This window comes from Streptomyces capillispiralis, from assembly GCF_007829875.1.
GTDB lineage: Bacteria > Actinomycetota > Actinomycetes > Streptomycetales > Streptomycetaceae > Streptomyces > Streptomyces capillispiralis.
The window spans coordinates 3,563,437-3,586,272 of sequence record NZ_VIWV01000001.1 but is presented as its reverse complement, the minus strand read 5'-3'; the positions used below and the strand labels follow the sequence as shown (position 1 = coordinate 3,586,272).

The 22,836-nt window shown below is 69.2% G+C and carries 18 protein-coding genes and 3 rRNA genes; 17 read left to right on the top strand and 4 right to left on the bottom strand.

Annotated features, from left to right (window positions below):
• Positions 1 to 13: 13 nt before the first annotated feature.
• Complete coding sequence (locus tag FHX78_RS15150; protein WP_145867992.1) at positions 14 to 2,197, bottom strand: serine/threonine-protein kinase; 2,184 nt, start codon at positions 2,195 to 2,197, stop codon at positions 14 to 16.
• Between the two features lie 182 nt (positions 2,198 to 2,379).
• Here FHX78_RS15150 and FHX78_RS15145 point away from each other — a divergent pair, with 182 nt between their 5' ends.
• The 6 genes from FHX78_RS15145 (at position 2,380) to proC (ending at position 6,961) form a co-directional block, all read left to right on the top strand.
• Positions 2,380 to 2,727: an SH3 domain-containing protein gene (locus FHX78_RS15145; protein WP_145867991.1), complete on the top strand. Its 348-nt coding sequence runs from the start codon at positions 2,380 to 2,382 to the stop codon at positions 2,725 to 2,727.
• Positions 2,728 to 2,844: 117 nt separating this feature from the next.
• Positions 2,845 to 3,405, top strand: coding sequence for an EamA/RhaT family transporter (locus tag FHX78_RS15140; RefSeq protein WP_167531764.1), 561 nt, complete (start codon positions 2,845 to 2,847; stop codon positions 3,403 to 3,405).
• Positions 3,406 to 3,480: 75 nt separating this feature from the next.
• Positions 3,481 to 4,395 carry a class I SAM-dependent methyltransferase gene (locus FHX78_RS15135; RefSeq protein WP_145867989.1) on the top strand — a complete coding sequence of 305 codons (915 nt, stop codon included), beginning with the start codon at positions 3,481 to 3,483 and terminating at the stop codon, positions 4,393 to 4,395.
• 32 nt (positions 4,396 to 4,427) lie between these two features.
• The gene (locus FHX78_RS15130; protein ID WP_145867988.1) at positions 4,428 to 5,219 is read left to right on the top strand and encodes an ABC transporter ATP-binding protein; all 792 of its coding nucleotides are present in this window, start codon (positions 4,428 to 4,430) and stop codon (positions 5,217 to 5,219) included.
• The gene (locus FHX78_RS15125; RefSeq protein WP_145867987.1) at positions 5,216 to 6,001 is read left to right on the top strand and encodes an ABC transporter permease; all 786 of its coding nucleotides are present in this window, start codon (positions 5,216 to 5,218) and stop codon (positions 5,999 to 6,001) included. Before FHX78_RS15130 ends, FHX78_RS15125 begins: the two co-directional genes overlap by 4 nt.
• Positions 6,002 to 6,148: 147 nt before the next feature.
• A complete protein-coding gene (gene proC / locus FHX78_RS15120) occupies positions 6,149 to 6,961 on the top strand; it encodes a pyrroline-5-carboxylate reductase (protein ID WP_145867986.1) in 813 nt (270 codons plus the stop codon).
• 24 nt (positions 6,962 to 6,985) lie between these two features.
• Here proC and FHX78_RS15115 read toward each other — a convergent pair whose 3' ends face one another.
• Positions 6,986 to 7,573, bottom strand: a complete 588-nt coding sequence (locus tag FHX78_RS15115) for a cysteine hydrolase family protein (RefSeq protein WP_145867985.1) — start codon at positions 7,571 to 7,573, stop codon at positions 6,986 to 6,988.
• Positions 7,574 to 7,648: 75 nt separating this feature from the next.
• Here FHX78_RS15115 and FHX78_RS15110 point away from each other — a divergent pair, with 75 nt between their 5' ends.
• On the top strand, positions 7,649 to 8,674 hold the full coding sequence (locus tag FHX78_RS15110) for a GlxA family transcriptional regulator (protein WP_145867984.1): 1,026 nt from the start codon (positions 7,649 to 7,651) through the stop codon (positions 8,672 to 8,674).
• On the opposite strand, the gene trpS is transcribed toward FHX78_RS15110, so the two are convergent.
• Complete coding sequence (gene trpS / locus FHX78_RS15105; protein ID WP_145867983.1) at positions 8,605 to 9,639, bottom strand: tryptophan--tRNA ligase; 1,035 nt, start codon at positions 9,637 to 9,639, stop codon at positions 8,605 to 8,607. The two genes, FHX78_RS15110 and trpS, sit on opposite strands and share 70 nt — an antisense overlap.
• Before the next feature lie 750 nt (positions 9,640 to 10,389).
• On the opposite strand from trpS, the gene FHX78_RS15095 reads away from it, so the two are divergent.
• The 10 genes from FHX78_RS15095 (at position 10,390) to FHX78_RS15050 (ending at position 21,353) form a co-directional block, all read left to right on the top strand.
• Positions 10,390 to 11,915, top strand: a 16S ribosomal RNA gene (locus tag FHX78_RS15095).
• 304 nt (positions 11,916 to 12,219) lie between these two features.
• A 23S ribosomal RNA gene (locus FHX78_RS15090) occupies positions 12,220 to 15,339 on the top strand.
• Positions 15,340 to 15,423: 84 nt separating this feature from the next.
• Positions 15,424 to 15,540 (top strand): 5S ribosomal RNA (gene rrf / locus FHX78_RS15085).
• Together the 16S, 23S and 5S rRNA genes form the textbook arrangement of a ribosomal RNA operon.
• Before the next feature lie 61 nt (positions 15,541 to 15,601).
• Entirely contained in the window at positions 15,602 to 16,252 is a 651-nt protein-coding gene (locus FHX78_RS15080; protein WP_145867981.1) for an HAD family hydrolase, read from the top strand.
• Positions 16,253 to 16,287: 35 nt separating this feature from the next.
• Positions 16,288 to 17,460 carry an acetoin utilization protein AcuC gene (locus FHX78_RS15075; protein ID WP_145867980.1) on the top strand — a complete coding sequence of 391 codons (1,173 nt, stop codon included), beginning with the start codon at positions 16,288 to 16,290 and terminating at the stop codon, positions 17,458 to 17,460.
• A gap of 88 nt (positions 17,461 to 17,548) precedes the next feature.
• The gene (locus FHX78_RS15070; RefSeq protein ID WP_145867979.1) at positions 17,549 to 18,364 is read left to right on the top strand and encodes a phosphatase; all 816 of its coding nucleotides are present in this window, start codon (positions 17,549 to 17,551) and stop codon (positions 18,362 to 18,364) included.
• A 129-nt stretch (positions 18,365 to 18,493) separates the two neighbouring features.
• Positions 18,494 to 18,706, top strand: a complete 213-nt coding sequence (locus FHX78_RS15065; protein WP_004984898.1) for a helix-turn-helix domain-containing protein — start codon at positions 18,494 to 18,496, stop codon at positions 18,704 to 18,706.
• Between the two features lie 154 nt (positions 18,707 to 18,860).
• Complete coding sequence (locus FHX78_RS15060; RefSeq protein WP_003948845.1) at positions 18,861 to 18,959, top strand: 30S ribosomal protein bS22; 99 nt, start codon at positions 18,861 to 18,863, stop codon at positions 18,957 to 18,959.
• Positions 18,960 to 19,182: 223 nt separating this feature from the next.
• Positions 19,183 to 20,244 (top strand): NAD-dependent epimerase/dehydratase family protein, encoded by a 1,062-nt coding sequence (locus tag FHX78_RS15055; RefSeq protein WP_145867978.1) that lies wholly within the window; start codon positions 19,183 to 19,185, stop codon positions 20,242 to 20,244.
• Positions 20,245 to 20,258: 14 nt separating this feature from the next.
• Positions 20,259 to 21,353, top strand: coding sequence for a lysophospholipid acyltransferase family protein (locus tag FHX78_RS15050; protein WP_145867977.1), 1,095 nt, complete (start codon positions 20,259 to 20,261; stop codon positions 21,351 to 21,353).
• Between the two features lie 74 nt (positions 21,354 to 21,427).
• On the opposite strand, the gene FHX78_RS15045 is transcribed toward FHX78_RS15050, so the two are convergent.
• Positions 21,428 to 22,666 (bottom strand): DUF5667 domain-containing protein, encoded by a 1,239-nt coding sequence (locus FHX78_RS15045; RefSeq protein WP_167531763.1) that lies wholly within the window; start codon positions 22,664 to 22,666, stop codon positions 21,428 to 21,430.
• Positions 22,667 to 22,836 lie beyond the last annotated feature (170 nt).

The window sequence follows — 22,836 nt, the reverse complement described above, 5'->3', positions numbered from 1 at the left end:
CCGCTGCCGGCCGCTACCAGCCCGGCGGGTCCCGCCCGTCCACGGCGAACACGGTCCCGTCGGGCGCGGAGGCGTGGACGTGCCCGTCCGCGAGCACCGGCTGGGGCAGCGCGGCTGCGACCCGGCCGGCCTTCCCGAGCCGGGGCGGCGTCTGCCCGAGCAGCCGGCCCGTCGCGGCGTCCACGGCGAGCAGCCGCCCGTCGGGCGCGGTGACGTACACATGACGGCCGTCGGAGACCGGGGCGGAACCCCGCACGATGCCGGTCTCCAGGTGCCACACCCGCTCGCGCTCCGTCATGTCGACGGCCTCCAGCGAGCCGCCCTGCGCCAGCAGGTGGACGACGTCACCGCGCACGGTGGCCCGGACGTCCTGGCGCGGGACGGACAGCGGGACCCGCGTCGACACGCCGGAACCGGGGGTGTAGCGGACCAGGGCGACCGTTTCCTCGCTCAACGGGTCGTTGGCGAGGAAGTACACGGCCCCCGCGTGGACGCCGATGGGCTTCAGCGCCCCGTCCAGCCGCACGTCCCACCGCACCGCGCCCGTCGCCGGGTCGACCGCGGTGACCCGGGTGCGCTTCCCGTCGGCCGCACGGGTCGTCGCGCAGACCAGCCGGGCCTCGCCGAACGCGTCGAAGGACGCGCCGCCGTGCCCCTGGAACCCGCGGCTCCACTCCCGCCGGCCCGAGGCGCCGTCCACACCGGTGACCGTGCCGTCCGCACCGGTGACCAGCAGCGTGCCACCCGCGGCCAGGACCGTACCGCCCGCAGGCACCGTCCGCTGCCAGGCGTCCCGGCCCGAGCGCGGATCCAGCGCCTTCAGCCGCGTACCGCCGCTCGGGTACGGCTGGACCCGCCCGCCGGAGACGGCCGGGGGCCGGTCGGCCGCCGGATCCGACGCCGGGCGCCGCCAGAGCAGGTCACCGTCGGACGGGTCGAGGGCGAAGACCACCCCGCGCTGCGTACACACCAACGCTCCGTCGCCGTACGCGCACTGCGGTACGCCGCCGCTCACGGACACGGGCTCCGCCGCCCAGCCGCCGAACGCCGGGGCGGTGCGGGTGGCCGGACGGCCGGGCCGGTCCGGGTCCGTCCCGGCCGGCTGGAGCGCGACGGCGACCCCGGCGAGTACGGCCGTGAGCACCGCCGCGCCCACCAGCACGGCGCGCCTGCCCTGCCGGCCCCGGCGTCCGGGCGCGGGGGACGGCGAAGGCGACGGTGACGGCCGTCCGGACTCACGGCGTCCACGGGACGCCACCGCGTCGGACGCCGCATCCGACGCCGCGTCAGACACGGCGTCCGACGCCGCGTCCGAGGCCCCGTCCGCGGCCGTCCGCTGTCTCGGGATGAACGCCTGGGTGTCGTACGAGGCCGCCACCGACCGCAGGCCGCTCATCAACTCGTCCGGCGTCGGCCGGTCCTCGGGCTCCTTGGCGAGGCAGCGCCGCACCAGCTCCGCGAGTTCCCCGGGGACGCCGGTCAGATCGGGTTCGTCGTGCACCACCTGGTAGGCGACGACGTACGGGCTGTCGGAGTCGAACGGTCCGCGCCCGGTCGCCGCGTGCACCAGCACGGATCCCAGCGCGAAGATGTCCGCGGCCGGACCCACCTCGCGCGGGCGCCGGAACTGCTCCGGCGCCATGAAGGGCGGCGTGCCGATCAACTTGCCGGTCTCGGTCCGCAGTTCGCTGTCCTTCGGCCGGGAGATGCCGAAGTCGATGACCTTGGGGCCGTCGTCGGCGAGCAGGACGTTGCTCGGCTTCAGATCCCGGTGCACCACCCCGACCCGGTGGATGTCCCGCAGCGCCTCCGCCAGCCCGGCCATCAGCCGGCGCAGTTGCGCCGTCGGCATCGGACCGTTCCGCTTCACCTGGTCGGCGAGGGTCGGGCCGGGAATGAACAGGGTGGCCATCCAGGGCCGTTCCGCCTCCGGGTCGGCGTCCACGACGGGTGCGGTGAAGGCACCGCTCACCCTGCGCGCCGCTGCCACCTCCTGCCGGAACCGGCCCCTGAACTCGGCATCCCCCGCGAACTCCGCGTGCACGACCTTCACCGCGAGCTTCAGCCCCGAGGTGCTGCGGGCCAGATGGACCACGCCCATCCCACCGGAGCCGAGCCGTGAGTCCAGCCGGTAGTGACCGGCATATTGTGGAAGTTCCGCTTCCGCGCCCGCTCCGGCGTCCTGCTGTGGCGCCATGGAACCACCCCCGTGCTGTTCGTCCGCGCGCGCGACGCACGGAGCCTAGTCGATGACTCGTACGGGACCGAGGCGACTTGCTAGCCTCCGCGTGCGAGTTGTGAACTCGTGTTTCATCTCGTGACGCGGGGGAATCAACGTGACCCCATGCGCGTCATGGGGTCCAACGGGGGAGGTTCTGCATGTCTGTTGACCGCATCGAAGCAACCGGACCGGCCGAGCGGGCCGAAGAGGTCGCGCCCGGCTCGGAGGAGGCCGTCACGACCACGGCGGCGACGGCCGTCCGCTACTACCCGGTCGCGCCGGGTGTCCGTCTGAACGTGCGCAGTGGCCCGGGTACGCAGTACAACGTCGTGCGCATCCTGGCCGAGGGCGCCCGCGTCCCGATCTACTGCCAGACCCCGGGCACCACGGTGACCGGCCCGTACGGCACGTCGAACATCTGGGACAACGTGAGCAACGGCGAGTACGTCGCGGACGCGTACGTCTACACCGGCCACGACGGTTACGTGGCCTCCCGCTGCCTCTGACCGTCTCCACCACGGCGACGGGCCCGCGGCCCGTCGCCGTCCGGTCACGGTCCGGCGCCCGTCGCCGAGCCCGGTCCCACCCGGAGCCCTCGGTCCGTCCGGAGCCATAATCGACGCGTGAGCGCAGAGAACGGCACTTCGGACAACACCGCGAGCTCCCCCGGGACCTCCGGAACCCCTGGGACCCCTGGGACCTCCGGGCCCTCCGGGACTCCCGTGGGCCCCCAGCCCGAGCCCATCCGCTTCTTCGGCACCACGTGGGTCGACCACTCCGGCGGTTACATCGCCCGCCGCGCCGGCGTCGCCGTCGGCTCCCTCGCCGCCGCGGCCGCCGCCTGCTTCGTCCTGCGCATCGCCTACCAGGGGCTGCGGATCGCCGAGGTCGGCGGTTTCGTCACCCTCCTCATGGTCGTGATGTTCGCGGTCTGCAGCGCCCTAGCCTTCCGGCACACCTGGTCGGCCTTCACCACCCGCCCCGACCCCGCCCGCCAGGCGTCCCTGCGCGGTCTCCTGGCCGTCGGTTTCGTCGGCTCCCTCGTGGCCTACTTCTTCCGCTCCCTCACCGAGGCACCCGGTGAGAAGCTGCACCGCGCGGAGTACGCGACCGCCCGCGAGCAGTACGAGAAGCGCACCACACGCCGCTCCGGCAACCCGTCGAAGAAGCGCCGCCGCTCCTGAGGGGCGCTGTCCGGACCCCGCGGCGCCGCGCGGGAAAGCCCCCTGCCCCCACCGCCGTCCGGCCACCATGGCCGTATGACCACGCCGAGGACCACCCCACCGGCCGACCGGCTCACGCGCGCCGCCCGCGCGCTCTCCTTCAACTCCGCCGCCGCCCAGTACGCCGCCAACCGCCCCTCCTACCCGCCCGCCCTCTTCGACACCATCGAGGAGCTGACCGGCCGCCCCCTCGCCGGCTCCCGGGTCGTGGACGTCGGCGCCGGTACGGGCATGGCGACCGCCCGGCTGCACGCGCGCGGCGCCGACGTGATCGCCGTCGAACCCGGTGACGGCATGGCGGCCGAGTTCCGCCGCACCCTGCCCGGCGTGCCGGTCGTCCGGGGTGACGGCAACGCCCTCCCGCTCGCCGGCCACTGCGCCGACCTCCTCACCTACGCCCAGGCCTGGCACTGGACCGACCCCGCGCGGGCCGTCCCGGAGGCGGTCCGGGTGCTGCGCCCGGGCGGGGCACTGGCGCTGTGGTGGAACACCGACGCGCTCGACGTGCCCTGGATCGCGGAGGCGGCGGAACGCACCGACCGCCACTTCGGGATGAACCTCTCCGCCGAGAAACGCGACATCAGCGCCCGTGTCGCCGACCCCGAGGGCCGCCTCGGCCTCGTCCGCCGCGAGATCCGCTGGAGCCGTCGCGTACCGCTCGACACGCACCTCGCCAACCTCGGCAGCCACTCCGTCTTCCTGACCCAGGGAGAGGAGCGCACCGCGGCCCACCTCGCCGAGGAGCGGGGGCACCTCCTGGCCGTCTTCCCGGACGGCATCGTCGAGGAGACCTACGTCCTCGTCCTCCTCCTCGCGACCACGCCCGCGACCGAGACCTCGACCACGCCAGCGACCACCCCCGCGTTCGAGCCCGAGCCCGAGCCCGAGCCCGAGCCCGAGCCCGAGCCCGAGCCCGAGCCCGAGCCCGAGCCCTCGACCTCGACCGCTTGACGCCCTCCGACCCCGGGAGCACTATTCATCACATGATGAATTACTCCTCCCGCCCACCGGAGGAACCGGCCGTCCACGCTCGAGACCTCACCGTCGTCCGAGGCCCCCGCACCGTCCTGCGGGGCCTCGGCTTCACCGTCCCGCGCGGCCGGATCACCGGCCTCCTCGGCCCCTCCGGCTGCGGGAAGTCGACCCTGATGCGGGCCGTCGTCGGCACCCAGGCCAAGGTCACCGGCACCCTCGACGTCCTCGGCCGGCCCGCCGGCCACCCCGCCCTGCGCACCCGCGTCGGCTACGTCACCCAGGCCCCCTCCGTCTACAACGACCTGACCGTCCGCCAGAACCTCGACCACTTCGCCGCGATCCTCGACCCCGGCCGCGCGTCCGCCGACCGCCGCCACGAGAACGTCACCCGGGCCATCGCCGACGTCGACCTCACCCCCCACGCCGACGCCCTCGCCGGCACCCTCTCCGGAGGCCAGCGCAGCCGCGTCTCTCTCGCCGTGGCCCTCCTCGGCACCCCCGACCTCCTCGTCCTCGACGAACCCACGGTCGGCCTCGACCCCGTCCTCCGGCGCGACCTGTGGAACCTCTTCCACGCCCTCGCCGCCGAACGCGGCACGACCCTGCTGGTCTCCTCCCACGTCATGGACGAGGCCGAGCGCTGCCACCGCCTCCTGCTGATGCGCGCGGGCCGGATCCTCGCAGACGACACCCCCGAAGCCCTCCGCACCCGCACCGGCTCCGACACCGTCGAGGCGGCCTTCCTGCACCTGGTGGACGAGGCGGCAGCGGCAGGCCGTACGAAGGAGAGCACCCGATGAGCACCACCCACCCGGCGCCGCCCGCCCCCGCCCCGGCCCGCGCACTGAACCTCTCCCGCACCACCGCCACCGCCGCCCGGGTCCTGCGCCAGCTCCGCCACGACCCGCGCACCATCGCGCTGATGCTCCTCGTCCCCTGCGTGATGCTGTTCCTGCTCCGCTACGTCTTCGACGGCAGCCCGCGCACCTTCGACACCATCGGCGCGTCCCTCCTCGGGATCTTCCCGCTCATCACGATGTTCCTGGTCACCTCGATCGCCACCCTGCGCGAACGCACCTCCGGCACCCTCGAACGCCTCCTCGCCCTGCCCCTCGGCAAGGGCGACCTGATCGCCGGTTACGCCCTCGCCTTCGGCGCCCTCGCGGTCGTCCAGTCGGCGCTCGCCACCGGCCTCGCCGTCTGGTTCCTCGACCTCGACGTCACCGGCAGTCCCTGGCTGCTCCTCCTGGTGGCCCTGCTCGACGCGCTCCTCGGCACGGCCCTCGGCCTCTTCGTCTCGGCCTTCGCGGCCTCCGAGTTCCAGGCGGTGCAGTTCATGCCGGCGGTGATCTTCCCCCAGCTGCTCCTCTGCGGCCTCTTCACCCCGCGCGACACCATGCACCCCGCCCTGGAGGCCGTCTCCGACGTCCTGCCCATGTCCTACGCCGTCGACGGCATGAACGAGGTCCTCCGGCACACCGACATGACCGCCGCCTTCGTCCGCGACGTCCTGGTCGTCGCCGACTGCGCCCTGCTGGTGCTGGGCCTCGGCGCGGCGACCCTCCGCCGCCGGACCGCATGACCCCGCCGCGGGCCGCATGACCCCGCCGCCGGACCGCGTGACCCCGCCGGCCCGCGCGTCCCGCCCACCGGACACCACCCACCCCCGGGCATCCACGGGTGCGAGGATGAACCAGGACGACGCACACCCCGGAGGGCACCCCCAGCCATGACCCAGAAAGTCGCAGTCCTCGGCACCGGCAAGATCGGCGAAGCCCTGCTCAGCGGAATGATCCGCGCCGGCTGGGCCCCCGCAGACCTCCTGGTCACCGCCCGCCGCCCGGAACGGGCCGAGGAGCTCCGCACCCGCTACGGCGTCACCCCGGTCTCCAACCAGGAGGCCGCCAAGACCGCCGACACCCTGATCCTCACGGTCAAGCCGCAGGACATGGGCACCCTCCTCGACGAACTCGCCCCGCACGTCCCCGCCGACCGCCTGGTCGTCAGCGGCGCCGCCGGCATCCCGACCTCCTACTTCGAGGACCGCCTCGCCGACGGCACCCCCGTGGTCCGTGTCATGACCAACACCCCCGCCCTCGTCGACGAGGCCATGTCGGTCATCTCCGCCGGCAGCCACGCCACCGCCGACCACCTCGCCCACGCCGAGGAGATCTTCGGCGCCGTCGGCAAGACGCTCCGCGTCCCCGAGTCCCAGCAGGACGCCTGCACCGCCCTCTCCGGCTCCGGCCCGGCGTACTTCTTCTACCTGGTCGAGGCCATGACCGACGCCGGCATCCTGCTCGGCCTGCCCCGCGACAAGGCCCACGACCTGATCGTCCAGTCCGCGATCGGCGCCGCGACGATGCTCCGCGACAGCGGCGAACACCCGGTCAAGCTCCGCGAGAACGTCACCTCACCGGCCGGCACCACCATCAGCGCCATCCGCGAACTGGAGAACCACGGCGTACGGGCCGCCCTCATCGCCGCCCTCGAAGCCGCCCGCGACCGCAGCCGCGAACTCGCCTCCGGCACCAAGGACTGACGGCACCGGCCCACCCGGGGGCGGTCACCCGGCGGCGTCCACCACCTCCTCGGTGGTCACCACCCGGGCGAAACCGCCCCCGTGCAGGGACACCGCCGACGCCCGCGCCACCTCCTCGGCACCGCGCCGCCAGCCGAACGGCCCCTCCAGATCGAACGTGTACGTCGCGTCGAACGCCACCACCACGTCGTATCCGAGGTTCCCTCCCATCCGCGCCGTCGTCTCCACACACATGTTGGTCTGGATCCCGGCCAGCACCAGCTGCGAGATCCCCGCACCCTTCAGCCAGGCGTCCAGATCGGGCGAGCCGTAGAACGCCGAGTTCACGCCCTTCGTCACCAGCAGCTCCGCCCCCGCGCCCCCCTTCCCGCGCCGCGCCTCCACGTACTCCTTGAACCCATTGCCCTCCTGCCCCGGCCGCAACGGCGACCCGGGCAGGCGCGAGTCGTGCCGTACGAACACGACCGGCCGGCCCGACGCCTGCCACACGTCGATGAGCGAGGCGATGTTGCCGTCCGCCCCGGGGTTGTTCCGCGACCCCCAGAAGCCGAGGTCCTCGAACCCCCGCTGCACGTCCACGACCACCAGTGCTGCGTTTCCCGCGATGTCCATGCCGCCGATCGTGACGCCCCGCCGCCCCCCGCCCCAGAGGTACAGAAGTCAGCGATCGATGGTTTACTGCCACCCATGGTGAGCGCACCCGACCCGGGCCGCCCGTACCGCGTCGCCCTCGTCGCCTTCCCCGGCATCCGCGCCTTCGACGTCTCCGTCATCACCGAGGTCTGGGGCACCGACCGCACCGACCGAGGCGCCCCCGCCTTCGACCTCCGCCGCGTGGCCGCCGACCCCGGCACCCCCGTCCCCATGCGCGGCGGCCTCTCACTCCACCCGGACCGCCCGCTCGACTGGCTCACCGACGCCGACCTCGTCGTCGTCCCCGGACTCGACGACCACCTGAGCCCCGCACCGCCCGCCGTCCTCGACGCCCTCCGTCACGCCCATGCCCGCGGCACCCCCCTCGCCGCCCTCTGCGGCGGCGCCTTCACCCTCGCCCAGGCCGGCCTCCTCGACGGCCGCCGCGCCATCACCCACTGGCACCTGATCGACCTCTTCCGCGCACACCACCCCCATGTCACCGTCGTCCCCGACGCCCTGTTCATCGAGGACGACACCATCTGGACCGCGGCCGGCACCGCCGCCGGCATCGACCTCTGCCTGCACCTGGTCCGCCTCGCCCACGGCGCCGAAGCCGCCGCCACCATCGCCCGCTCCATGGTCACGGCCCCCTTCCGCACCGGAACCCAGGCACAGTTCATCGAGCACCCCACACCCCGGGCCGACCGCGACGCCGACGCCCTCGCCGCCGTACGCGAGCACGCCCTGCGACACCTCCACGAACCCCTGACCGTCGCCGACCTGGCCGCCCGCGCCGGCATGTCCCCGCGCACCTTCGCCCGCCACTTCACCGCGGCCACGGGCACCACCCCGCTGCGCTGGCTCCTCGACCAGCGCGTCGCCGCGGCACAACGGCTCCTGGAACGCACCGACCTGCCCATGCCCGAAGTCGCCCGCAGGGCCGGGTTCGGCAGCGAGGTCACGATGCGCCAGCACTTCGCATCGCGCCTCGCCACCAGCCCCCGCGCCTACCGGGCCGCGTTCAGCACCGGCGCCCCGGCCTCCGCACCCGCCGGCAGCAGCCCGATCGCCCGGTAGGCGGCGTCCACGGTCGGCCGTGCCATGGCCCGTGCCCGCTCCGCACCGTCCCGCAGCACCTCCTCCACATGACCGGGATCAGCGCACAACTCCTTGTGCCTCTCCTGCACCGGCCTCAGCACCTCGACCACGGCCTCCGCCGCGTCCCTCTTCAAGGCGCCGTACGACTCGTACGCACCGGCCGCCTCCTGAGGATCCACTCCCGTGCACGCAGCGAGGATCTCCAGCAGGTTCGCCACCCCGGGCCGGGACTCCCTGTCGTACACGACCTCCCGCCCGCTGTCGCTCACCGCCCGCATGACCTTCTTCCGCGCCACGTCCGGCTCGTCCAGCAGATAGACGATCCCCGGCCCCGTGTCGTCGCTCTTGCCCATCTTCGACGTCGGGTCCTGCAGGTTCATCACCCGCGCCGCCACCGTCGGCAGCGTGGCCCGCGGCACCGTGAACGTGTGCCCGTACCGCTGGTTGAAGCGCACCGCCAGATCCCGCGACAGCTCCACGTGCTGCGCCTGGTCGTCCCCGACCGGCACCTCGTCGGTCCCGTACGCCAGGATGTCCGCCGCCATCAGCACCGGATACGTCAGCAACGACAGCCGCACACTCCCGCCCCGCCGCTGCTCCCGCGCGGCCTTCTCCTTGTACTGGATCATCCGGCGCATCTCGCCGTCCGTGGCCACGCACTCGAGCAGGTACGACAGCCGCGCGTGCTCGTCCACATGGCTCTGCACGAACACCGTGCACAGCCGCGGATCGAGCCCGGCCGCCAGCAGCAGGGTCGCCGCCTGCCGGCTCAGCCTGCGCACCCGTGCCGGATCGTGGTCCACGGTCAGGGCGTGCAGGTCGACGATGCAGAACAGCGACTCCGCCCTGTGCTGGTCGACCGCGGCCCACTGCCGCATGGCTCCCAGGTAGTTCCCCAGCGTCAGATGCCCGGTCGGCTTGACCCCACTGAAGACCCTCGTCATCTCTCCTCCGTCTCCCGGTCGAGGCCGCCGTCCCCGGCCGGCCGCCCCCGGAGTCCTGGAGGGAAACGAAAACGGCCGCCGAGGCGGCGGCCGTTGAGCGCATACGCAAGGACGGCCGCCGTCAGGCGGCCCACCAGAACTGGCTGTGCGTACGCGTCGTCATACGGACCAGGCTAGCCGCCGGCGGGCTTCGCGGCAGCGAGTTGACACACCCGGACCGGATCCGTACTGTTCTCCGAGTTGTCCGACGTGAGCGCCGACTCCGGTCGGTCCCCGGACAGCCATTCCGCACCACCACCACTGATCGACGGCAGTCGTCTGTCCGCCGTCATGTCATTGGCATGCGTATTGCGAAATGAGGAATCCGTGCCCGAAAGGGCGCAGGGCCCCCGATTAGCTCGGGAGCCGGGAATCCGCTAAAGTCTCACTCGTCGGAACGGCCCAGCGGCCGGAAAGACAAACCCCGCTGACTGGGGGTCAGGCCGAGAAAAGGATCTGATAGAGTCGGAAACGCAAGACCGAAGGGAAGCGCCCGGAGGAAAGCCCGAGAGGGTGAGTACAAAGGAAGCGTCCGTTCCTTGAGAACTCAACAGCGTGCCAAAAGTCAACGCCAGATATGTTGATACCCCGTCCATCGGACTTCCGATGGTCGAGGTTCCTTTGAAAAAACACAGCGAGGACGCTGTGAACCGGAGGATCATTCCTCCTCCGGTTCCGCTCTCGTGGTGGAAACCGGATTACCGGTAAACATTCACGGAGAGTTTGATCCTGGCTCAGGACGAACGCTGGCGGCGTGCTTAACACATGCAAGTCGAACGATGAACCACTTCGGTGGGGATTAGTGGCGAACGGGTGAGTAACACGTGGGCAATCTGCCCTGCACTCTGGGACAAGCCCTGGAAACGGGGTCTAATACCGGATACTGATCATCTTGGGCATCCTTGGTGATCGAAAGCTCCGGCGGTGCAGGATGAGCCCGCGGCCTATCAGCTTGTTGGTGAGGTAATGGCTCACCAAGGCGACGACGGGTAGCCGGCCTGAGAGGGCGACCGGCCACACTGGGACTGAGACACGGCCCAGACTCCTACGGGAGGCAGCAGTGGGGAATATTGCACAATGGGCGAAAGCCTGATGCAGCGACGCCGCGTGAGGGATGACGGCCTTCGGGTTGTAAACCTCTTTCAGCAGGGAAGAAGCGAAAGTGACGGTACCTGCAGAAGAAGCGCCGGCTAACTACGTGCCAGCAGCCGCGGTAATACGTAGGGCGCGAGCGTTGTCCGGAATTATTGGGCGTAAAGAGCTCGTAGGCGGCTTGTCACGTCGGTTGTGAAAGCCCGGGGCTTAACCCCGGGTCTGCAGTCGATACGGGCAGGCTAGAGTTCGGTAGGGGAGATCGGAATTCCTGGTGTAGCGGTGAAATGCGCAGATATCAGGAGGAACACCGGTGGCGAAGGCGGATCTCTGGGCCGATACTGACGCTGAGGAGCGAAAGCGTGGGGAGCGAACAGGATTAGATACCCTGGTAGTCCACGCCGTAAACGGTGGGCACTAGGTGTGGGCGACATTCCACGTCGTCCGTGCCGCAGCTAACGCATTAAGTGCCCCGCCTGGGGAGTACGGCCGCAAGGCTAAAACTCAAAGGAATTGACGGGGGCCCGCACAAGCGGCGGAGCATGTGGCTTAATTCGACGCAACGCGAAGAACCTTACCAAGGCTTGACATACACCGGAAAACCCTGGAGACAGGGTCCCCCTTGTGGTCGGTGTACAGGTGGTGCATGGCTGTCGTCAGCTCGTGTCGTGAGATGTTGGGTTAAGTCCCGCAACGAGCGCAACCCTTGTCCCGTGTTGCCAGCAGGCCCTTGTGGTGCTGGGGACTCACGGGAGACCGCCGGGGTCAACTCGGAGGAAGGTGGGGACGACGTCAAGTCATCATGCCCCTTATGTCTTGGGCTGCACACGTGCTACAATGGCCGGTACAATGAGCTGCGATACCGCGAGGTGGAGCGAATCTCAAAAAGCCGGTCTCAGTTCGGATTGGGGTCTGCAACTCGACCCCATGAAGTCGGAGTCGCTAGTAATCGCAGATCAGCATTGCTGCGGTGAATACGTTCCCGGGCCTTGTACACACCGCCCGTCACGTCACGAAAGTCGGTAACACCCGAAGCCGGTGGCCCAACCCCTTGTGGGAGGGAGCTGTCGAAGGTGGGACTGGCGATTGGGACGAAGTCGTAACAAGGTAGCCGTACCGGAAGGTGCGGCTGGATCACCTCCTTTCTAAGGAGCACTTCTAAGCCGGGCTTGCCCGGTTCAGAGGCCAGTACATCAGCGAATGTCTGATGCTGGTTGCTCATGGGTGGAACGTTGACTACTCGGCACACTTGACCAGCTGGTCTTCCTAGTACTGCTTCGGCGTGGAACGGAATGACGAGTGGTGAGGGTGTCGGGCACGCTGTTGGGTGTCTGAGGGTATGGCCGTATGGCTGCCTTCAGTGCCGGCCCCGGTAAAAATCTGCTTCGGTGGGTTGTGACGGGTGGTTGGTCGTTGTTTGAGAACTGCACAGTGGACGCGAGCATCTGTGGCCAAGTTTTTAAGGGCGCACGGTGGATGCCTTGGCACCAGGAACCGATGAAGGACGTGGGAGGCCACGATAGGCCCCGGGGAGTCGTCAACCAGGCTTTGATCCGGGGGTGTCCGAATGGGGAAACCCGGCAGTCGTCATGGGCTGTCACCCTTGCCTGAACACATAGGGCAAGTGGAGGGAACGCGGGGAAGTGAAACATCTCAGTACCCGCAGGAAGAGAAAACAACCGTGATTCCGGGAGTAGTGGCGAGCGAAACCGGATGAGGCCAAACCGTATGCGTGTGAGACCCGGCAGGGGTTGCGTATACGGGGTTGTGGGATCTCTCTTTTATGGTCTGCCGGCCATGAGACGAGTCAGAAACCGTTGATGTAGGCGAAGGACATGCGAAAGGTCCGGCGTAGAGGGTAAGACCCCCGTAGTCGAAACGTCAGCGGCTCGTTTGAGAGACACCCAAGTAGCACGGGGCCCGAGAAATCCCGTGTGAATCTGGCGGGACCACCCGCTAAGCCTAAATATTCCCTGGTGACCGATAGCGGATAGTACCGTGAGGGAATGGTGAAAAGTACCGCGGGAGCGGAGTGAAATAGTACCTGAAACCGTGTGCCTACAAGCCGTGGGAGCGTCGGGATGGAGCTTGCTCCATCCTCGTGACTGCGTGCCTTTTGAAGAATGAGCCTGCGAGTTTGCGGTGTGTTGCGAGGTTAACCCGGGTGGGGTAGCCGTAGCGAAAGCGAGTCCGAATAGGGCGTTTCAGTAGCACGCTCAAGACCCGAAGCGGAGTGATCTAGCCATGGGCAGGTTGAAGCGGAGGTAAGACTTCGTGGAGGACCGAACCCACCAGGGTTGAAAACCTGGGGGATGACCTGTGGTTAGGGGTGAAAGGCCAATCAAACTCCGTGATAGCTGGTTCTCCCCGAAATGCATTTAGGTGCAGCGTCGCGTGTTTCTTGCCGGAGGTAGAGCACTGGATAGGCGATGGGCCCTACCGGGTTACTGACCTTAGCCAAACTCCGAATGCCGGTAAGTGAGAGCGCGGCAGTGAGACTGTGGGGGATAAGCTCCATGGTCGAGAGGGAAACAGCCCAGAGCATCGACTAAGGCCCCTAAGCGTACGCTAAGTGGGAAAGGATGTGGAGTCGCAGAGACAACCAGGAGGTTGGCTTAGAAGCAGCCACCCTTGAAAGAGTGCGTAATAGCTCACTGGTCTAGTGATTCCGCGCCGACAATGTAGCGGGGCTCAAGCGTACCGCCGAAGTCGTGTCATTCACATATGAGGGCCAACGCCTGTGTGGATGGGTAGGGGAGCGTCGTGTGCCGGGTGAAGCAGCCGCGGAAGCGAGTTGTGGACGGTTCACGAGTGAGAATGCAGGCATGAGTAGCGATACAAACGTGAGAAACGTTTGCGCCGATTGACTAAGGGTTCCTGGGTCAAGCTGATCTGCCCAGGGTAAGTCGGGACCTAAGGCGAGGCCGACAGGCGTAGTCGATGGATAACCGGTTGATATTCCGGTACCCGCTGTGAAGCGTCAAACATCGAGCATCGTGATGCTAAGGCCGTGAAGCCGTTCCGGACCCTTCGGGGAAAGGAAAGTGGTGGAGCCGCCGGCCCAAGCGGTTAGTAGGTGAGTGACGGGGTGACGCAGGAAGGTAGTCCATCCCGGGCGGTGGTTGTCCCGGGGTAAGGGTGTAGGCCGTGCGATAGGTAAATCCGTCGCACTTGTGGCTGAGACCTGATGCCGAGCCGATTGTGGTGAAGTGGATGATCCTATGCTGTCGAGAAAAGCCTCTAGCGAGTTTCATGGCGGCCCGTACCCTAAACCGACTCAGGTGGTCAGGTAGAGAATACCGAGGCGTTCGGGTGAACTATGGTTAAGGAACTCGGCAAAATGCCCCCGTAACTTCGGGAGAAGGGGGGCCACGTCCGGTGAGAGCACTTGCTGCTTGAGCTGGGGGTGGCCGCAGAGACCAGCGAGAAGCGACTGTTTACTAAAAACACAGGTCCGTGCGAAGCCGTAAGGCGATGTATACGGACTGACGCCTGCCCGGTGCTGGAACGTTAAGGGGACCGGTTAGCTTGGATTCGTCCGGGCGAAGCTGAGAACTTAAGCGCCAGTAAACGGCGGTGGTAACTATAACCATCCTAAGGTAGCGAAATTCCTTGTCGGGTAAGTTCCGACCTGCACGAATGGCGTAACGACTTCTCGACTGTCTCAACCATAGGCCCGGTGAAATTGCACTACGAGTAAAGATGCTCGTTTCGCGCAGCAGGACGGAAAGACCCCGGGACCTTTACTACAGTTTGATATTGGTGTTCGGTTCGGCTTGTGTAGGATAGCTGGGAGACTTTGAAGCGGCCACGCCAGTGGTTGTGGAGTCGTCGTTGAAATACCAGTCTGGTCGTGCTGGATGTCTAACCTGGGTCCGTGATCCGGATCAGGGACAGTGTCTGATGGGTAGTTTAACTGGGGCGGTTGCCTCCTAAAGGGTAACGGAGGCGCCCAAAGGTTCCCTCAGCCTGGTTGGCAATCAGGTGTTGAGTGTAAGTGCACAAGGGAGCTTGACTGTGAGACCGACGGGTCGAGCAGGGACGAAAGTCGGGACTAGTGATCCGGCGGTGGCTTGTGGAAGCGCCGTCGCTCAACGGATAAAAGGTACCCCGGGGATAACAGGCTGATCTTCCCCAAGAGTCCATATCGACGGGATGGTTTGGCACCTCGATGTCGGCTCGTCGCATCCTGGGGCTGGAGTCGGTCCCAAGGGTTGGGCTGTTCGCCCATTAAAGCGGTACGCGAGCTGGGTTTAGAACGTCGTGAGACAGTTCGGTCCCTATCCGCTGTGCGCGTAGGAGTCTTGAGAAGGGCTGTCCCTAGTACGAGAGGACCGGGACGGACGAACCTCTGGTGTGCCAGTTGTTCTGCCAAGGGCATGGCTGGTTGGCTACGTTCGGGAGGGATAACCGCTGAAAGCATCTAAGCGGGAAGCCTGCTTCGAGATGAGGGCTCCCACCTCCTAGAGAGGGTAAGGCTCCCAGTAGACGACTGGGTTGATAGGCCGGATATGGAAGCACGGTAACGTGTGGAGTTGACCGGTACTAATAGGCCGAGGGCTTGTCCTCAGTTGCTCGCGTCCACTGTGTTGGTTCTGAAACCACGAACAACCCCACGTCCACAGCGTGGTGCGGTTGATTGTTTCATAGTGTTTCGGTGGTCATAGCGTAGGGGAAACGCCCGGTTACATTCCGAACCCGGAAGCTAAGCCTTACAGCGCCGATGGTACTGCAGGGGGGACCCTGTGGGAGAGTAGGACGCCGCCGAACAATTTTTGGGGAATCCCCCGTGCTCTTCAGCACGGGGGATTTCTGCGTTTAGGGTCGGGGCATGGGTTATGACCTCGTCATCTTCGACAACGACGGTGTGCTCGTCGACAGCGAGCCGATCTCCAATCGCCTCCTGGCCGGCTACCTCACCGAACTCGGCCATCCGACCTCGTACGAGGACTCCATCCGGGACTACATGGGTTCCGCCATGCATCGGGTGCACGATCTCGTGGCGGAGCGGACCGGGCAGCGGTTGCCGGCCGACTTCGACGACGTGTTCCACGCCCGGGTCTTCGCCGCGTTCGAGAGGGAGTTGAAGCCGGTCACCGGCGCCATGGACGTACTAGAGAAGCTGAGCGCGGACGGGGTGCCGTACTGCGTGGCCTCGTCGGGGAGTCATGAGCGGATCCGGGTGGGGCACCGTACGACGGGGCTCGACCGGTGGTTCGACGACGGGCGGATCTTCAGTTCGCAGGACGTGGGCCGCGGGAAGCCGGCACCCGACCTGTTCCTGTACGCGGCCGCGCGCATGGGGGTGACGCCGGAGCGGTGCGTGGTGGTGGAGGACAGCCCGCTCGGCGTGCAGGCGGCGGTCGCGGCCGGGATGGACGTGTACGGGTTCACGGCGATGACCCCTGCCGGGAGGCTCGGCGGGGCCACCCAGCTCTTCGACGACATGCGCGCGCTGGTCCCCCTGCTCCAGGGAGGCTGAACGCGGCGTCGGACCGGACCGATACGGTGGCGGGCATGACCGGGCGCGCGCAGCTGATGTGGGACGAGGCAGTAACGGGCTACGACTTCGGCCGGGACCATCCGATGGACCCGGTCCGGCTCGCGCTGACCCGGAGTCTGGTCGGTGCCCTCGGGCTCGACCGCCAGGTGGAGGTGGTCGCCGCGAAGGCGGCCGGGGAGTCGACGCTGCGGCTCGTCCACCGGGAGGACTACATCGAGGCGGTGCGGGCCGCGTCGGCGGACCCGGCGTCGGCCGACCCGTCGTACGGGCTGGGGACGGTCGACGATCCCGCGTTCGCCGGAATGCACGAGGTGTCGGCGCTGATCGCCGGCCAGTCGGTGGGCGCGGCGGAGGCCGTGTGGCGCGGGGAGGCGCAGCACGCGGTGAACTTCGCGGGCGGGCTGCACCATGCGATGCCCGGTGCCGCCTCGGGGTTCTGCGTGTACAACGACGCCTCGCTGGCGATCGCCCGGCTGCTGGAACTGGGCGCGGAGCGCGTCGCGTACGTCGACGTCGACGTGCATCACGGGGACGGGGTCCAGGCGGCGTTCTGGGAGGACCCGCGGGTGCTGACGATCTCCCTGCACGAGCATCCGCGGACGCTGTTCCCGCAGACCGGGTGGCCGGAGGAGACGGGGGCGCCCGGCGCGGAGGGCGGCGCGGTCAATGTCGCCCTGCCGGCCGGGACCGGGGACGCCGGGTGGCTGCGGGCGTTCCACTCCGTAGTACCGGAGCTGATCGCGGACTTCCGGCCGCAGGTGCTGGTGACGCAGCACGGGGCCGACACGCACTTCGAGGACCCGCTGGCGCACCTGGCGGTGTCGCTGGACGCGCAGCGGGCGGTGCAGGTGGCGTGCCACGAGCTGGCGCACGAGTACGCCGACGGGCGGTGGGTGGCGCTGGGGGGTGGCGGTTACGCGGTGGTGGAGGTCGTCCCGCGGTCCTGGACCCATCTGGTGGGGATCGCGGCCGGGCGGCCCGTGGAGCCCACGACGGTGATCCCGGAGGGCTGGAGGCAGGAGGTGTACGCCCGGACCCGGCAGTCGGCGCCGCGGCGGATGACCGACGGACGGTGGCCGGTCTCCTGGGCCGCGTGGGACGAGGGATACGATCCGGCGGACCGCCTGGACCAGGCGGTCCTCGCGGTGCGGCGGGCGGTGTTCCCGCTGCGGGGGCTGCTGCCCTGAGCCCCGCCCGGGGTGGCCGTTACGCCGACCGTGCGGTGTTCCGCCGTTCCGGGGGCATCCCGTCCCGGTGTCCCGCAGCATCGCTTCCGTGCTGACCACGGTCGACCTTCGCGCGCATCTGCTGGCTGCCCGGCTCGCCGGGGTGGTGGGCACCACGCGGGAGGTGAGCCTGCGCAGTTACCGGCTGTTCGCGGCGCGGGACCCGCGCGTCCTGATCGGGTTGGACCCCGAATGGGTATGGGACGAGCGGGATGTGATCGCCTTGATGGCGGACAGGTGTGGGGTTTCGGCCGATCCTGGGCACATCTCCGGCCAAGACGTGATCGACCCCGAGCTGACCCTGGCCGCCCTGGACGCCTTCGCCCGGCGGCTGGCGTCCGCCGCCGACCGCCGTGTGCCGGTGCTCCTCGGCACCGGCCATCCGCAGCGGCTGATCGGCTTCTACGCCGCTCTGGCAGACGGCTTGTCGGCGGCGGGATGTACGGTCCTCACCCCGGCGCAGGGTCGCCGTGTCGACATAACGACCCGGTTCGGTCTACGCACGTACAACCTCGACTACGTACGAGGAGTCGGGTTCGTCCGGGGCGCGGACGCGGAACGCACCGGTTGTGAGCCGGGCGCGCACACGCACTCCCCGCTGCCGGTTCGGACCGCGCTCGCGGCGGCGGCCGACGCCGGCGGGCCGCTTCCCGAGCTGGTGATCGGGGACCACGGCTGGGTCTGCGGTGCAGGTCAGCTGGGGTTCGAGGCGGTCGGGCCGGCCGATGTGAACGACCCCGCCCCGTTCGTGGGTCAGGCCGAGGGGCTCGTGTCCGTCGTCGTTCCACTTGATGACGGTGTGCGGTCCGATTACTACCTGCCGCTGGCCCGCTACGTACTCAATCGAGCGTGTCTGTCACAGTAGGCCGCCGATGGGTGCACCTCTTCCCCACTCGCATCACCCGCCCCTACATTGGGGAGTGAGCACGCAGCGACGAAGAGTCACCGGAAGGGGAAGCCGGTGGCCGTCGAGTGCGGAAGGTTCAGGTGTGTCATGGCTGCAGCTGGCGAGAGGCCTCTGAACGAGGTTCAGTTCCTTACCGTGGCGGAAGTCGCCTCGGTGATGCGAGTGTCGAAGATGACCGTGTACCGGTTGGTGCACAGCGGTCATCTGCCCGCGATCCGGGTGGGGCGGTCCTTCCGCGTCCCCGAGCAAGCGGTTCACGAGTACCTCCGCGAGAGCTACGTGGGGGTGGAAACCGCCTGACGGCGACCCGGGGAGGCCCGTACCGGGCACTCATGGGCCTCCCCGGTCACCTCGATTACGACCTCAGCGCTCGGACGGGTAGGCTAGCCCCTCGTAGGTCGTGTGGGCCCATGGCGCCCAAACACCGAGTGATGAGAAGTGAGCGAGGGTAGTCGTGGGCTCTGTTATCAAGAAGCGGCGCAAGCGGATGGCCAAGAAGAAGCACCGCAAGCTGCTCAAGCGCACGCGCGTCCAGCGTCGCAACAAGAAGTAGGCGACAGCGCGAGAGCGTGTCCAGTGGCCCCCCACCGCACTCCGGTGGGGGGCCACTGCCGTGTCGCCGGGTGTGTACGGGCCGCGGGCGGGGTGACTCGCGCAGCGGGGGGAGGCGGCCGTTCCGGGCGGTCGTCACGTCCCGCAGCGAGTGCACGTCACCCAGCGACGGCGAACCGATAGGTTGGCCGTCGGGGACGAGGGCGAGAAGGAAGGCGCTGATCTTGGGAAAGGTCGTGCTCGTGACCGGAGTGGCCCGTCAGCTCGGCGGCCGTTTCGTCCGGCGGATCCAGCGGGACCCCGAGGTGGACCGGGTCGTGGCCGTGGACGCCGTGCCGCCCGAGCACCACCTGGGCGGCGCCGACTTCGTCCAGGCGGACATCCGGCAGCCCACCATCGCGCGGGTGCTCGCCGAGTCGGGCGCCGACACCGTCGTCCACCTCGACGTCACGGGCACGCCGCTCGGCAGCGGCAGCCGGGCCGCGCTGAAGGAGACCAACGTCATCGGCACCATGCAGCTGCTCGGTGCCTGCCAGAAGTCCCCGAACATCAGACGGCTGGTCGTGAAGTCCAGTACGAACGTCTACGGTTCCGCGCCGCGCGACCCGGCGGTCTTCACCGAGACGACGCCGCCCAAGTCGCTGCCCAGCGGCGGCTTCGCGAAGGACACGGTCGAGGTCGAGGGGTATGTGCGCGGCTTCGCGCGGCGCCGCCCCGACGTCGCGGTGTGCGTGCTCAGGTTCGCGAACATCCTGGGGCCGGCCGCGGACAGTCCGCTCGCCTCGTACTTCTCGCTGCCGGTGCTGCCGACCGTGTTCGGCTACGACCCCCGGCTGCAGTTCGTGCACGAGGACGACGTGGTCGAGGTGCTGCGGATCGGCTCGCACGAACCGCGGCGCTCCACGCTCAACAGCGGCACGTTCAACATCGCCGGTGACGGCGTGCTGCTGCTGTCGCAGTGTGCGCGGCGGCTCGGCCGGCCCACCGTGCCGCTGCTGCTTCCCGCGGTCACCTGGGCCGGATCGCTGGTGCGTACGCTGGGGATGACGGACTTCTCGCCCGAGCAGATCCGGCTGCTGACGCACGGGCGGGTGGTGGCGACGGACCAGATGCGGGAGACGCTGGGCTTCACCCCGAAGTACACGACTGCCGAAACGTTTGCGGAGTTCGTACGCAGTCGTGGTCCCGGGCTGCTTCCGCCGGAGGCCCTGGAGAGGGCCGTCGACCGGATCGCCGCGCTGCCCCTGCCGGGCAGCGGTCACCTCCCGACGCAGAGCGCCAACTGAGGAGCGCAGCAACGATGGCGGACGCCAAGGTCATTCCGTTCGACGACGACCACCGCTCCCGTGGGGGCGCCGCGCAGCGCCCGTCGCGCCGCCGAGGTGCGGGCGGCCGGCGCCAGGGCACCGCGCAGCCGGCGGCGGGGGACGTCCAGCCGCTGCCGGGCGTCGTGTCCGGGCAGGGCGACGAGGACGTGACGCGTGCGGAGGAGGCGCCCCGGCAGGGCCCGGAGCCGGCCGGCGAGCACACCGGCGTCGGTCCCGGCGACGGCACGGGCGGTCTGGAGCGGCGGGTCGCGAGCGGTCTGGCCTTCCTGCGCCGCCGGCTCACCGGGGACTACGAGGTCGACGACTTCGGCTACGACGAGGAACTCACCGACCAGGTCCTGATGTCCCTGCTGCGCCCGGTGTACGAGAAGTACTTCCGGGTCGAGGTGAAGGGCATCGAGAACATCCCGTCGGAGGGCGGCGCCCTGATCGTCGCCAACCATTCCGGGACGGTGCCGGTGGACGGCCTGATGATGCAGGTCGCCGTCCACGACCACCATCCGGCCGGGCGTCATCTGCGGCTGCTCGCGGCGGACCTGGTGTTCATGCTGCCGGTGGTCAACGAGCTGGCCCGCAAGCTCGGGCACACCCTGGCCTGCGCGGAGGACGCCGAACGCCTGCTCGGGCAGGGGGAGCTGGTGGGGGTGATGCCGGAGGGGTTCAAGGGCATCGGGAAGCCCTTCGGTGAGCGGTACAAGCTGCAGCGGTTCGGGCGGGGCGGGTTCGTGTCGACCGCGCTGCGGCAGGGGGCGCCGATCATTCCGTGCTCGATCGTCGGGGCGGAGGAGATCTACCCGATGATCGGGAACGCGAAGACGCTGGCCCGGCTGCTGGGTTTCCCGTACTTCCCGTTGACGCCGACGTTCCCGTGGCTGGGGCCGCTGGGGGCGATTCCGCTGCCGACGAAGTGGACGATCCAGTTCGGTGAGCCGATTCCGACGGACGGCTATCCGCTGGAGGCGGCGGAGGACCCGATGCTGATGTTCAACCTGACCGACCAGGTCAGGGAGCAGATCCAGCACACGCTGTACAAGCTGCTGGTGCAGCGGCGGTCGGTCTTCTTCTGAGCCCGGCACGGCGCTGGGGGCGCCCCTCGGCGTGAGAGGCGCCCCCAGCGCCGGCCCTGGTCCCTGGCCGCGTGCTAGTTCCCGCCCTCGCCGTCGATGCCCAGACCCGGGAGCAGGCCGGGGAGGAGGGGCGGGAGGGTGACGTCGGGGGCGGGGGGTGCGGTCGGGCCGCCCGTCGGCGGCGGTGAGGTGCTGGTGCCGCTCTCCTGGGGCGGGTCGAGCAGGCCGCCGGTGTTGCCGCCGAGCAGGCCGTCGCTCTCGCCGCCGGTGTCGGCGGAACCGGACGGGTCGGCGCTGCTGCTGCCGCTCGCGTCGGAGGTGCCGGTGCCGGGGGACTGCGAGGGTCCGGAGCCGGACGGGGCGCCGGGTGTCGACGCGGAGCCGGGCAGGGTCGCCCCGCCGTCGTCGTCCTGGGCCGGGGACGGGGGGAGCAGGGACTGCAGCGGGGCGACGTCCTGGTCTATGGCGTCGAAGACCGACGAGACCTGCTCACTGACGTCCCCCAACTGCGCGGGCAGCCGGTCCCGCAGGGCGCCCCAGGTCTCGCGGTGGGTGTCGGCGAAGGAGGAGAGCGCCTGCATGGGGCTCAGGGAGGCGGGGTCGCGCTCGTAGGCCCTGCGCAGCAGCCGGTGGCCCTCGGAGGCGTCGTGCCGCATCCCGGACAGGGCGCGGCGGACCTCGCCGAGGGACTCGTGGTCCAGGGGGCCGCTGCGTCCGCGCTCCATCAGCCGGCGGGCTTCGCCGAGGCGGGTGGAGGCGTGGTCGAGGTGGATGCGGCCCCGCTCGTCGTTGCCGTCGGCGAGGCCGAGTCTGACGTCCTCGATGCTCCGCTTGAGGCCGTAGAGGGAGTCGCCGGGCAGGGCTTGGGAGCTGGCGGCGGCGACTCCGCCGAGGGCGCCTGCGGCGACCCCGACGGTGAGTCCGCCCGCGGTGAGTCCTTTGGCCAGCCGCGAGCGCGGTCGCAGCTTGCCCAGGGGGGTCGCCCGGTGTGCGCCGCGGGCCCGGCGCGAGCGTTGTTCGGGTACGGCTTGATCCGTCGCCTCGCCCGCAGCGGTGCCCTCCTGGAGCATGGCCTCGAACGCGGCCACCAGTTGGGCCCGCTGGACGACCTTGACCTCGGGGTCCAGCTCCGGTTTGGGCAGCGCGCCGAGGCCGGAGGCCAGCGCGAGCAACCGCGCCCGCTCGCTCTCGGCGGCGGCCGGTGCCGGTGCCGGCCCTTCGGACTGTTCGGCCGCCGTGCCCCGGTCGGACTGCTCCTCCAGGGCCTGGGCGAAGGCGTTCGCCCGCCGGTGCGCCGATACGTTCGCGATCACTGGCGGCACCTCCTCTCGTCATGACGGTCGACTCCCCAGGGGGTCCTGAGGGTTCCCGCCCTGACCAAGGCCACACGATCGAGTGATCGAAGTCGGTCAGGGGGTGACCACAGGGAGCCTGTATCCCGCACAACGAGTGGCGCGGCACTTGGGTTACGCACGCCGGATGG

Coding starts and splice junctions, on each gene's coding strand:
- FHX78_RS15150 (WP_145867992.1), bottom strand. CDS start 2,197: ATGGCGCCACAGCAGGACGCCGGAGCGGGCGCGGAAGCGGAACTTCCA.
- FHX78_RS15145 (WP_145867991.1), top strand. CDS start 2,380: ATGTCTGTTGACCGCATCGAAGCAACCGGACCGGCCGAGCGGGCCGAA.
- FHX78_RS15135 (WP_145867989.1), top strand. CDS start 3,481: ATGACCACGCCGAGGACCACCCCACCGGCCGACCGGCTCACGCGCGCC.
- FHX78_RS15130 (WP_145867988.1), top strand. CDS start 4,428: ATGATGAATTACTCCTCCCGCCCACCGGAGGAACCGGCCGTCCACGCT.
- FHX78_RS15125 (WP_145867987.1), top strand. CDS start 5,216: ATGAGCACCACCCACCCGGCGCCGCCCGCCCCCGCCCCGGCCCGCGCA.
- proC (WP_145867986.1), top strand. CDS start 6,149: ATGACCCAGAAAGTCGCAGTCCTCGGCACCGGCAAGATCGGCGAAGCC.
- FHX78_RS15115 (WP_145867985.1), bottom strand. CDS start 7,573: ATGGACATCGCGGGAAACGCAGCACTGGTGGTCGTGGACGTGCAGCGG.
- FHX78_RS15110 (WP_145867984.1), top strand. CDS start 7,649: ATGGTGAGCGCACCCGACCCGGGCCGCCCGTACCGCGTCGCCCTCGTC.
- trpS (WP_145867983.1), bottom strand. CDS start 9,639: ATGACGAGGGTCTTCAGTGGGGTCAAGCCGACCGGGCATCTGACGCTG.
- FHX78_RS15080 (WP_145867981.1), top strand. CDS start 15,602: ATGGGTTATGACCTCGTCATCTTCGACAACGACGGTGTGCTCGTCGAC.
- FHX78_RS15075 (WP_145867980.1), top strand. CDS start 16,288: ATGACCGGGCGCGCGCAGCTGATGTGGGACGAGGCAGTAACGGGCTAC.
- FHX78_RS15065 (WP_004984898.1), top strand. CDS start 18,494: ATGGCTGCAGCTGGCGAGAGGCCTCTGAACGAGGTTCAGTTCCTTACC.
- FHX78_RS15050 (WP_145867977.1), top strand. CDS start 20,259: ATGGCGGACGCCAAGGTCATTCCGTTCGACGACGACCACCGCTCCCGT.